Here is an 11,984-nt window from a genome sequence, read left to right as displayed (position 1 = left end):
AACTCGGATTTATTTCTTAACAGTTAGAAAAATTCATGTTAAAAGGAAAGAAAATCGTATTGGGCATTACGGGCTCTATTGCAGCCTACAAGTCTTGCCTCATCATACGAGGTCTCATCAAGCGCGGAGCCGAAGTGCAGGTGGTCATTACGCCTGCAGGAAAGGAGTTCATCACTCCCATCACCCTTTCGGCTCTTACGCATAAGCCTGTGGTAAGCGAATTCTTCTCGCAGCGCGATGGAACCTGGAATTCGCACGTAGACTTAGGTCTGTGGGCCGACGCCATGCTCATCGCTCCTTGCACAGCCTCTACCCTGGGAAAAATGGCTCACGGAATTGCTGACAACATGCTCATCACAACCTATCTGTCGATGAAAGCACCTGTTTTCATCGCTCCAGCCATGGACCTCGACATGTATAAGCATCCTTCAACCCAAGCCAACATGAAAACACTTCTGGGCTATGGAAATCACATCATAGAACCCGAAGTGGGATTCCTGGCAAGCGGACTGGAAGGAAAGGGACGCATGGAAGAACCTGATATTATCGTAGAATGCCTCGACAGATTCTTCGATGAACAGGCTCAGCAGAATGCAGAGACCGATGAAGCTGCATCAGAAAACTGCAAGGAAAAAGAAAGCGATAAGCTCGATTTGAAAGGCAAGAAGATCATGATTACAGCCGGACCAACTTACGAAAAGATTGACCCGGTACGTTTCATCGGCAATTATTCTTCCGGCAAAATGGGCTTTGCCCTTGCTGAAGAGTGCTGCCGTCGTGGTGCTGAGGTTACGCTGGTTGCAGGTCCGGTTTCGCTTAGCTGTTCCGAAGCCATTCATCGCATCGATGTAGAAAGTTGCGAGGAAATGTATCAGGCAGCCACACAAGCCTTCGCCTCAACCGATGCTGCCATTTTATGTGCTGCTGTTGCTGATTTCAAGCCAAGCGAGATTGCTGACAGGAAAATCAAGCGCGAGAAAGATGATTTGGAACTCCGACTCGTCCCTACTCACGATATTGCCGCAGCCCTTGGCAAGATGAAACAAAAACATCAACGAATTGTGGCTTTCGCCCTGGAAACCAACGATGAAGAGGTTAATGCACAGAAAAAACGCAAAAAGAAAAATGCCGATTTCATCGTGCTTAACTCTACTCGCAATCCGGGAACCACATTCCGTACGGATGACAACCAGATAACGATTATTTCTGAAGAGGGTAAGAAAGAATATGAGAAGAAACCGAAAACTGAAGTGGCTCGCGATATTATCAACGAGCTGGCTTATCTCTTGTAGTCCCATCACATCAGCCGCTCAGGAGTTGCAGGCTAAGATTACCATCAACCATGCCCAGATTCAGGGCACGGAAAACCGGGTATTCGATAATCTGCAGCAAACTCTTGAGCAGTTTGTGAATGACAGGCAATGGACGAATCTTCAATTCAGGAAGAACGAGCGCATCGTGTGCAACTTCAATATCACGGTAAGCAAGTATGATAAAGACCAGAATATCTTTACCTGCAAGGCGCTCATCCAGGCCAACCGTCCCGTCTACAATTCAGCCTATACGTCCACCTTATATAATAATGTGGATGAAAACTTCACGTTCAAGTTTGCCGAGTTCGACCAGCTGGAGTTTACCGAAGAGCGGATTGACAACCAGCTAACGGCTCTGCTCGCCTACTATGCTTACCTCATCATCGGTTTAGATCTTGACAGTTTTGCGCCTAAAGGTGGGGAGGACATTCTGCAACGTTGCATGAACCTCACCAACAACGCCCAGAATCTTGATTTTCCGGGCTGGAAAGCGTTTAGTGACAACAGAAACCGGTTCGCCATCATTTCCGATTATCTCGACGGAGCCATGGAACCTTTCAGAATGCTGCAATACAACTATTACAGAAAAGGGCTCGATGAAATGGCGAATAATGTGGAACGAGGCAGAACTGAAATCACCAACACCCTGCTCCAGGATCTGAAGAAGGCACGTACGGACAGACCGCTCAGTCTGCTGCCACAAATCTGGACCGACTATAAGAAGGACGAGCTTGCTAACATCTATCAGAAACATGGCACTCAGAAAGAGAAAGAAAGCATTTATGAGCTGCTCTTCTCCATCAATCCTTCTCAAAACTCATATTGGGACAAAATTAAGGAATAAGCCTATATGCTTTATCATTCGGGAAAATCCAAATGATGGAATAAAAGCTGGTTCTTTTAGATTAAGTTCCTTTAAAACAATAAGAAAAGAAATTATGCTCAAGCAATTATACATCAAGAATTTCACGTTGATTGACGAGTTGGACATTCCTCTTTATCCAGGATTCTCAGTCATCACGGGCGAGACGGGTGCCGGAAAGAGCATCATTCTCGGAGCCATCGGACTGCTTCTGGGCAACCGTGCTGACAGCAAGGCCATCAAGGCTGGAAGAGACCGATGCGTGATTGAAGCCCACTTCGACCTGTCAAAATACGGAATGCAGGATTTCTTCGATGCTAACGATATTGATTATGATGCAGAAGACACCATCATCCGCCGCGAACTGACAGCTGCCGGAAAAAGCCGTGCCTTCATCAACGACACGCCCGTCCCCCTGAGCAAGATGAGAGACCTGGGCGAACAGCTCGTCGATATTCATTCGCAGCACCAGAACCTCCTGCTGCAGAAGGAAGACTTCCAGCTCAGCGTGGTCGACATTATTGCCCACGATGAAAAGCAGAAGAAGGCTTATCTTGCCGAATACAAGAACTATAAAAAGGCTAAGCAGCAGCTGGAAGACCTGAAAGCGGAAATCGCAAAGAACAGGGAGAACGAGGAATTCATGCGCTTCCAGTTTAAGGAACTGGATGACGCAAACCTGCAGGAAGGCGAACTTGAGCAACTGGAACAGGAAGCAGAAACCCTGAGTCATTCTGAAGACATCAAGACTGCGCTCTATGAAGCAGATAATGCACTCTCGGGCGAAGACGGCAGCATTCTCGACAAACTGAAGAATGCAGCCCAGCAGATTGACAACATCAAGGAGGTTTATCCGGATGTGAAGGAGGTGGCTGAACGAATGCAGAGCAGCTATATAGAACTCAAGGATATTGCCCAGGAAATAAGCGGAAGCGTTGACAATATAGAGTTCGACCCGAACCGTCTTGAAACCATCAATTCCCGGCTTGACCAGCTCTACTCGCTCCAGCAGAAATTCCATGTGGAAAATGTAGAGGAACTCATCGCCACTCGCGAGCGAATCAACGAACAGCTACAGCACATTGATAATGGAGATGAAGACATAGAAGAGCTGGAAAAGCAAGTTGCCCTTCTGCTTGCCAAGGCTGAAAAGCTGGCTGGTGAACTGACTGCCATCCGAACAAAATCGGCTAGAAAGATAGAAGAAGAAATGAAGAAACGTCTCATTCCTCTGGGAATTCCAAACGTCCGCTTCGAAATTTCATTCTCCGCCAAGCCGCTCAGTTCTGATGGTGTTGACAAGGTCAATTTCCTGTTCAGCGCCAACAAGAGCACGCTTCTCCAGCCGGTGAGTCAGGTTGCTTCTGGTGGAGAAATCGCCCGCGTCATGCTTTCTCTGAAGGCCATGATCAGCGGCGCCGTAAAACTGCCAACCATCATCTTTGATGAAATCGACACGGGAGTAAGCGGTAAGATTGCTGAAAAGATGGCGGAAATCATGACAGAGATGGGCAACCTGAACCGTCAGGTTATTTCCATCACCCACCTGCCTCAGATTGCTTCCATGGGAACCCATCATTACAAGGTTCTGAAAGAAGAAACCGAAGAGGGAACTCTTTCTCACATGAAGGAACTCAACGAGCAGCAGCGCATAGAAGAAATCGCCCAGATGCTCAGCGGAAGCGACATTACGCCTGCTGCCCTGGCAAATGCTAAGGAGTTGCTCAATAAACACAAGCAACACAAATAAGATTATGAAAAAAATAAATATGATCATGATGGGACTGATGCTCGGAGCATCGTCCCTCTATGCCCAGCCGGGTTCGGTCCAGAAACTGGCTAAGAGCGTTTTCACCTTGACTACTTTCAATCAGAAAGGCGACATTATCGCCTCTACCCAAGGTGTTTTTATCGACAACAAGGGAACGGCTATCAGCACCTTCAAGCCATTTGTCGGAGCTGTAAAGGCTAGCGTTGTTGACGCTTCCGGAAAATCGATTCCTGTTGAGGCCATCATGGGAGCCGACGAACTCTACGATGTGGCTAAATTCCGCATCAACGCCTCTACAGTTGCTGCCCCTATTGCAACCAAGGAATCGGCTGCTGGCGACAAGGTCTGGCTGGTTCCATATTCTATCAAGAAGCCGGCTTACCAGCAGGAGGACATCAGCAGCGTGGAGAAGTTCAAGACTACGTACAACTATTACATCTTCTCGAATAGTGCTCCCGAAAATGCAGTAGGTTGTCCGTTTGCCAACAAGAACGGTCAGGTCATCGGTCTGATGCACAGCAATGGTCAGGTTACGGCCATCGACGCCAACTACGCCAAGCAGCTGAAGGTAACCGGTCTTTCGAGTCTTGATGCAGCCCTTCGCGAAACCACCATCCGTACAGCTCTTCCTGATACAGAGAACGAAGCTATGACGATGATGACTCTGAAGAAAGGCCAGACTACAGCTGATGAGTATGCGAAATATAGCGATGAGTTTATCAGTAAATTTCCTACTTCAGCCTTCGGTTACAAGGAGAAAGCCGCTTATCTGACGGATAAGGCCGAATATGATGCAGCTGCCAAACTGATGGAAGAAGGCATTAAGAAATCGGCTGCCAAGGATGAGGCTCATTCCAACTATGCCGACCTGATTTATCAGAAGATTATTTACAAGGGCGATTCTGTTTATAAGGACTGGACGCTTGATAAGGCCATAGCTGAGGCTCAAAAGGCATACGAAATCAAGGCTCAGCCTATTTACCGCCATCAGGAAGCGCAGATTAATTTTGTAAAGGGTGAGTATCAGAAAGCTTACGATACTTTCATGGATTTGACCAATACTTCACTTCTCAGCGGCGAACTCTATTTTGAGGCTGCCCAGGCTAAGAAGAATCTCAAGGCTCCAGCCAAGGAGATTGAGGTTTTGCTCGATAGTGCGGTAAGCGTTGGAAACAAGATCGGAATGGTTGCGAATTATTATCTGGCACGTGGAGAATTTCTGAAGGAGCAGGGTGAATTCCGCCGCGCTATTCAGGATTATAATATGTACGATTCCATTGCCCGTCCTGTTTCGCCAGCCTTCTTCTACACCCGTTACCAATGCGAAACCAAGTTACGCATGTGGCAGCCAGCCCTGCTTGATATTGCCCGCACCTGTTACCTGGCTCCTAAAGAGCCTACATATTTTGCAGAATGGGCAAGTCTCGACTTGCGTGTAAAGCGTTATGATGAAGGAATCAGCGCAGCCACCCATTGCATAGAGTTGGCTCCTGAATATGCTGACGGCTACCTTCTCTTAGGACTGCTCCAGAAGGAGAAAGGAAATAAGGAAGAGGCCATCAAGAACCTGAAGAAAGCCCAGGAACTCGGCGATTCCCGCGCTGGAGAATATCTCAAGAAAATGAAGTAATTTTTTAGTAATAAGTAAGAAAGTCCGTAGGCATTTTAACAGAACGCCTACGGACTTTCTTTTACATTTTAGTCATGTGGTACCCCAGCATTTTAAGCTCTACGGCTATTCCCATGAGGAACATCTGGTGAAGGGCAGCAACGAAACCACGGAAGGCTTCCTCGCTTCCAGGCTGCAGATTCAGATGAATCAGCTTGCTGTAAGAGCGCGAAGCACATTCTGCCACTACATTCGTAACAGCCTTATGCGCTTCCTCATTCAGCAGCAGAACCTTTTCGCAGATGTAATCATCCATGTGGTCGAAATCTATTCTGTCACGAAGATATTCATAATGATTCTCTACCTTGCTGTAGAGTTCCCAATCCTCATCCCAATACTTGGCAAGCGCCATTCCTACATACATGATCCAACCCAATGAAACCGTAGGATATTTGGCAAACTCGCGAATCGCATCAGGCAGATAACTCTCGCCTACTTTCTGCCACAGCTCTTCCAAATCCGGAGCTTCCGGCAAATGAGCATCTACCTTATCAATACTCAGCAGATATTGATAAAGATCTTCCTTGAAGATCGCTTCAAAATTCTTTTTCTCTTCCATTTATCTTTTCTTTTTCTAATATTTTTTTACTGAACTCTGCAAACCCTGATTCCTATCTGCACCGGATGTTTGTGCATGTAAGTATAAAGTGTCATCGGTTCATCAATCACCTTCTTGTGAATGCTGCTGGCGTTGAGCAGATGCAATCCGTCTTTGTGCCAGGAGGCAATACCGATGTGGGTCGTGTCGAGCCCCTTCTTGTTGGTAATGATGGCGATAATGTCACCATCGTGAATAGCGTTGCGGAAAACTGCCGTGTTGGCAATCTTGCCCTTCGGAACATAACGGTAACGCTTGCCGTTCACACTCTGTTCCAGTTTTCTGATTCCCGATTTCCATTCCGGATGAGCCTTAAGCATCTTATAGCTCGAAACATGCGTACTCATCCAGTTGATGTTCACGGTCTGAACGGCCGAGAAAGGAGGATTGGGTGCAATATTCTTCACGATTCCCTCGCGCTCGTTTGCATCCATCCAAATCGTGAAATAATGCTGGCGCTTCACATAGGAAATCTCTCCACCCACATAACGCACATTTCGGAGATGTTCACAGAAAGCCGAGAAAGAAGTCTCGTTCTTCTTGGCGCACAGGGTGAGCGCCGTAACCATCTCTACGTATGTGGTGCAGTCCAGCTCACGGGTGTTCACGATGAGCACCTCTTCCTTCGTCCGGTCCAGCGTGCCGCCCACATAAGGGACGCCCGCCATCTGCTTGCCGAACCAGAGCATCCAACTGGCTGGTTTCTTCTTCATAGCCCTTGCCTTCTGCAGCAGTCCTACAATCCGCAGACTGTCCTGCCGCTGATAAACCACATTCACCCTGGCTTCTCCCGGAACAGCCAGCACGCAAGCCAGCACGACAGCTGCCATTTTCGTAAATATTTTCATCTCTTCTCTTTTTATATGTTAATGATGACGTTTCCTGCCAAAGTTCACGCCCACATAAATATTGAGTGAGCCAAACGAATTGTTGGTAGAAAACTGTTTTTTCTTATAGTTGTAGGAATGGATGATGGTGCTGGCGCCCGCGTACCAATGCGTGTTGTTCCACACAATACCGAAGCGGCCTATTCCATCCAGGTTCACATTCTTGAAACTGAAGTTGGTAATGTCCAGATGTTCACTTTCATTATCCGATTTCGAGCGGTTGTAAGCCACACCCACCGAGAGCGAAGCATTAAAGAGCCAGTTCTTGGCGAAAACCCAGTTGTAAGCATAGCCGCAGGTTACGTTCACATCGCTGTATTTCACCTTGCTGAACATCAGCGAACTGTCTATCTTGGCTTCCGGAGTTCCCCCGTTTGTCAGATTTTTGTTCAGCCGTTCATCTACAAGATTGGCCAGTTTATCCCAGTTCACCTCCAGTTCATGCTCCGTGTAACCGATTCCCAGAAGCATGGAACCGGCACTTCTCCGCTGCACCGTACTCTGCGAATAGGCGGCAGGATAAGAGAAACGGCGATGGTTGAAGATGTAATAAAGATTGAATCCCTTGATGCTCGATTTGAAACCGTCGAAAGGAGCCTTGCGGATAGGGTCACAATCGATGTGCTCACCCAGATTCATCCGCAGAACATGATAGTCATTTCCCGTCTGTCGCCAGAACAGGTCTATTCCCAGCAGACTGCTGTAGAGGCTCAGGTCAAACTCCTTTTTATTAGTGTGGTTATTCCTGAAATTAATGTGCTTCAGGTCGAACGTATAACCCAGAAACACCCATCGCCAGCCCAAATAAGGCCCCAGGCGGTAAGAAGGATCAGGAGCAAAGGAAATGCTCTGTCCCTCGCGGTTTCTGAGTGTATATTCCTCGTAGGTATTGGTGTTCTGCAGCATCACCGTATAATTGTAGTGCTGGTCTTCGATGTAAGAAGAATCCGTACTGTTGAATTCTCTGAAGAACCGGGTGAACACATTTCCCACCTGATGGAAGAAAGTTTTTCGATGGCGCTCTTTCACAAGGCTGTCCTTGGAATTATGCATGAACATCGACTTGTTGAAGAGCGTTCCCAGCATGGTAGAATCCACAGGCTCCCCTGCCCTTGCCGAAGTACAGGCAAGAGAACAGATAATTGCAACTATACAGAAACTTCTCTTCATAACTTACTCTCTATTCCAGATGATGATGCTTCCTTGATGTTTGCTTTCGAGATGATTTTGTAAAGAAAAATCAGTTCTTCCACAACACACGGTCCAGCACCCAGTTCACAGCCGTAGCCGAAACGCTGGTGCAGTCGCATTCGCCTATTCCCTGCAGATGCTCAATCACACTCTTGATGAGCGGCAGCTGCACGTAAGGCGGATTCGGAACCGTAATCGAGTTCTTTCCTTCGCTCGTAATCACTTCTATCGGCTGGTAAGTGAACACCGAGAATGAGAGCGAACCTTTCTCGCCAATCACCTCGATGCAGTCTTCCTTCGCACTCTCATGTCCCACGAAGCACCAGCTTCCGCTGCCCGGAATTCCACTCTCAAAGAAGAAGCACGCCGAGAGCGTATCTTCTGCCTGATAAAGATGCGCTCTGTTGGCAGGATAGCCGTGCGCACGGGTAATCACACCAAACAGATTCTGGAGCAAATCTATCTGATGAGGAGCCAGGTCGTAGAAATAGCCGCCGCCCGCAATATCCGGCTGCAGTCGCCAGGGCATTTCCTTGCCGCTCTGAAAGTCGAGATCGCGCGGAGGAACCGAGAAGCGCACCTGCACATTTACCACATTACCGATGGTTCCGCTCTCGATAATCTCCTTTACCTTCTGGAAATAAGGAAGATAACGGCGATAGTAAGCCACAAAGCATGGAACACCCGTCTGCTCGCTGATGCGGTTGATGCGGATGCAGTCGTTGTAACTCGCAGCCAGCGGTTTCTCTATATAGCAAGGTTTGCCCGCACGCATCGCCATGATGGCGAAGGTGGCGTGAGAAGAAGGTGGCGTGGCGATGTAAACAGCATTCACATCGGGATCTTCTATCAACTCCGATGCATCTGTATACCATTTGCGCACATGATGGCGCTCAGCATAGCTGCGTGCCTTGTTCTCGCTTCGGCTCATCACAGCCACCACCTGCGAACCCTCTACTTCGTTGAAAGCCGGTCCGCTCTTCTTTTCGGTTACTTCTCCGCAGCCGATAAATCCCCAATTAATCTGTTTCATTCTCTGTTGGTTTATTCTCTCCCGAAAGATTATTCTCCGGCGAGCGATTTGTTGATTTCGTCAATATAGTCGAGCACCTCGTCGCGTCCCATCTTCTTCTCACTACTGGTAATGAAATAAGGTGGAAGCGCTTCCCAGCGGTCTTCCAGTGCATGCATCCATTTCTCCGCATTCATGCGAGCCTTGACCGGACCCAACTTGTCGGCCTTGGTAAAGACGATACAGAAAGGAACGCCGCTCTCGCCCAGCCAGTCTACAAACTCGCGGTCTATCTTCTGCTGGTCGTGGCGCACATCGATGAGCACGAAGACGTTAGCCAACTGCTGGCGCTGCAGAATATAACTGCTTATCATCTGTTCCAGCTGTTTCTGTACGGTCTTCGAGCGTTTGGCGAAACCATAGCCCGGAAGGTCAACCAGATACCATTCGTTGTTGATGATAAAGTGGTTGATAAGCAGCGTCTTGCCCGGTGTGGCTGAAGTCTTAGCCAAACCCTTGTGGTTGCAGAGCATATTGATGAGGCTCGATTTTCCCACATTACTTCTGCCGATGAAAGCATATTCTGCCTTCGTATCTTTTGGACACATGCTCACTCGTGGAGCCGATATTGTAAATTCTGATTTCTTAATTTCCATTTTTTCTATTTTCTTTTATAAATGTTTATTATTAACGGCCGCACATCAACTAATCATAAAGTTCAATGTTCAACGCTCAAAGTTCAAAGTCTAGAGCATTTCAGCCAGTTCCAGCCATCTCATTTCCTTCTCATCAAGTTCATCCTTGATTTCTGGCAGGCGTTTGCTCTTCTCCGTCAGTTCCTCAACCGACAGATTTCCGCTGCAGAGTTCCTCTTCCAGTTTCTTCTGTTCCTCGGTCAGCGCATCTATTTCCTGGGTCAGCTGCTCATATTCGCGCTTCTCCTTATAGCTCATCTTGCGCTTGTTCTCAAAGTTGGCGTCGCGCTTTGCTGTGCCTGCTCCATCGCTTTCTGCCGGTGCATTTCCGCCCTTTGCCGATTTCGCCTGTTCCGCCTCGTCCTTCGCCTGCATCCGGCTCCATTCCCTGTACTGCGTATAGTTGCCTGGAAAATCCTGAATTTCGCCTTCGCCCTTGAAAACCAGCAGATGGTCTACTACCTTGTCCATGAAATAGCGGTCGTGGCTCACTACGATGACGCAACCCGCAAAATCCTGAAGATATTCTTCCAATACCTGCAGCGTCTGGATGTCGAGGTCGTTAGTCGGCTCGTCCAGCACCAGGAAGTTCGGATTTCTCATCAGCACCGTACAGAGGTAGAGCTTGCGTTTCTCGCCGCCACTCAGCTTGTAAACGTAGTTGTGCTGCTCCTCAGGCGTAAAGAGGAAGAACTGCAGAAACTGCGAAGCCGTCATGTGCTTGCCGCCGCCCAGATCTATGTAATCAGCAATCTCCGTAATCACGTCAATCACCTTCTGGTCTTCACGGAATTTCAGTCCCTCCTGCGAGAAATAGCCGAAGCGAACCGTCTCGCCGATGTCAAACTTGCCGCTGTCGGGCTGAACCTCGCCCAGCAGCATCTTGATGAAGGTCGATTTTCCCGTTCCGTTATTACCCACAATACCCATCTTCTCGAAGCGGGCAAAGTTGTAGTAGAAGTTGTCGAGAATCACCTTCTTCTGTCCCCTGTCGTCAAAAGCCTTGCTCACATACTGGCATTCGAAAATCTTCGAACCTATATAAACGGTAGAAGCCTTCAGTCTTACCTGCCGGTCTTCGATGCGCTGCTTTGCCACCTTTTCCAGCTCGTAGAAAGCATCCTCGCGGTATTTCGCCTTATGTCCGCGAGCCTGAGGCTGACGGCGCATCCAGTCGAGTTCCCTGCGGTAGAGATTCTTCGAGTGCTGTATTTCGGCTCTCTGATTGTCCATTCTCTCCTGCCTCTTCTCCAGATAATAGGCATAATTGCCCCGGTAGGTGTAGATGGTGCGGTCGTCTAGTTCCAGAATCGTATTGCACACCTTGTCCAGGAAGAATCGGTCGTGCGTAACCATGAAGATGGTCTTGTTGCCGCGGTTCAGATAACCTTCCAGCCACTCTATCATCTCCAGGTCCAGATGGTTGGTCGGCTCGTCCAGCATCAGAAAGTCAGGTTCCGTAATCAGCACATTCGCCAGCGCCACTCGCTTCTGCTGTCCGCCGCTGAGCTGTCCCATCGGCTGTTCCAGGTTGGTAATGTGCAGCTGTGTGAGAATCTGTTTCGCCTTCAGCACCTTCTCCGGATCATCCTCATGATTGAAGCACGCCTGCAGCACACTTTCCTCCGGATCAAACTGCGGCGACTGTTCCAGATAGCCCACCTTCAAGTCGCGTCGGTAGATGATGTCTCCGCTCTCGTGGCCCTCTTTATCCATCAGCACCGACATGAGTGTAGACTTTCCCGTGCCGTTTCTCGCCACGAGTCCCACTTTCTGTCCTTCAGCGATAGAGAAGGAAATATTATCAAAAAGAACCTGTGCACCAAAGCGTTTGGTGAGGTTTTGAACGTCTAAATAGGGTATTTGACTAGCCATTTTTATTTTTTTTGTGCAAAGATAGGCAAAATATTTGGCAGAAACAAATTTTTTAATTATCTTTGCACACGAATTTATCAATCAATACCGTGTTTCCATTCAGAAACGCGA

Annotated in this window: 10 protein-coding genes; 4 read left to right on the top strand and 6 right to left on the bottom strand. The window is 48.2% G+C overall.

Going from position 1 to position 11,984, the window contains the following annotated elements:
* Positions 1-35 precede the first annotated feature (35 nt).
* From ONT08_RS09900 to ONT08_RS09885, 4 genes are all read left to right on the top strand, one after another.
* The gene (locus ONT08_RS09900) at positions 36-1,292 is read left to right on the top strand and encodes a bifunctional phosphopantothenoylcysteine decarboxylase/phosphopantothenate synthase (protein WP_264959826.1); all 1,257 of its coding nucleotides are present in this window, start codon (positions 36-38) and stop codon (positions 1,290-1,292) included.
* The gene (locus ONT08_RS09895; RefSeq protein WP_117586199.1) at positions 1,228-2,157 is read left to right on the top strand and encodes a DUF4835 family protein; all 930 of its coding nucleotides are present in this window, start codon (positions 1,228-1,230) and stop codon (positions 2,155-2,157) included. The genes ONT08_RS09900 and ONT08_RS09895 overlap by 65 nt, the downstream gene beginning before the upstream one ends.
* A 94-nt stretch (positions 2,158-2,251) precedes the next feature.
* The gene (recN, locus tag ONT08_RS09890; protein ID WP_264959825.1) at positions 2,252-3,925 is read left to right on the top strand and encodes a DNA repair protein RecN; all 1,674 of its coding nucleotides are present in this window, start codon (positions 2,252-2,254) and stop codon (positions 3,923-3,925) included.
* 4 nt (positions 3,926-3,929) lie between these two features.
* On the top strand, positions 3,930-5,576 hold the full coding sequence (locus ONT08_RS09885; protein ID WP_118152434.1) for a tetratricopeptide repeat protein: 1,647 nt from the start codon (positions 3,930-3,932) through the stop codon (positions 5,574-5,576).
* Between the two features lie 61 nt (positions 5,577-5,637).
* On the opposite strand, the gene ONT08_RS09880 is transcribed toward ONT08_RS09885, so the two are convergent.
* The 6 genes from ONT08_RS09880 to ONT08_RS09855 form a co-directional block, all read right to left on the bottom strand.
* A complete protein-coding gene (locus ONT08_RS09880) occupies positions 5,638-6,174 on the bottom strand; it encodes a hypothetical protein (protein ID WP_022120659.1) in 537 nt (178 codons plus the stop codon).
* 26 nt (positions 6,175-6,200) lie between these two features.
* A complete protein-coding gene (locus ONT08_RS09875) occupies positions 6,201-7,061 on the bottom strand; it encodes a DUF1460 domain-containing protein (protein WP_264959824.1) in 861 nt (286 codons plus the stop codon).
* Positions 7,062-7,079: 18 nt separating this feature from the next.
* Complete coding sequence (locus ONT08_RS09870; protein WP_119236224.1) at positions 7,080-8,153, bottom strand: DUF4421 domain-containing protein; 1,074 nt, start codon at positions 8,151-8,153, stop codon at positions 7,080-7,082.
* Positions 8,154-8,340: 187 nt separating this feature from the next.
* Positions 8,341-9,324 (bottom strand): Gfo/Idh/MocA family protein, encoded by a 984-nt coding sequence (locus tag ONT08_RS09865; protein WP_117586204.1) that lies wholly within the window; start codon positions 9,322-9,324, stop codon positions 8,341-8,343.
* Between the two features lie 29 nt (positions 9,325-9,353).
* Complete coding sequence (yihA, locus tag ONT08_RS09860) at positions 9,354-9,959, bottom strand: ribosome biogenesis GTP-binding protein YihA/YsxC (protein ID WP_022120663.1); 606 nt, start codon at positions 9,957-9,959, stop codon at positions 9,354-9,356.
* Positions 9,960-10,049: 90 nt separating this feature from the next.
* Entirely contained in the window at positions 10,050-11,873 is a 1,824-nt protein-coding gene (locus ONT08_RS09855) for an ABC-F family ATP-binding cassette domain-containing protein (RefSeq protein ID WP_264959823.1), read from the bottom strand.
* Positions 11,874-11,984: the final 111 nt, after the last annotated feature.

Source organism: Segatella copri (assembly GCF_026015465.1).
GTDB lineage: Bacteria > Bacteroidota > Bacteroidia > Bacteroidales > Bacteroidaceae > Prevotella > Prevotella copri_E.
The sequence above is the reverse complement of the archived record's forward strand: the minus strand, read 5'-3'. Positions and strand labels throughout refer to the sequence as shown.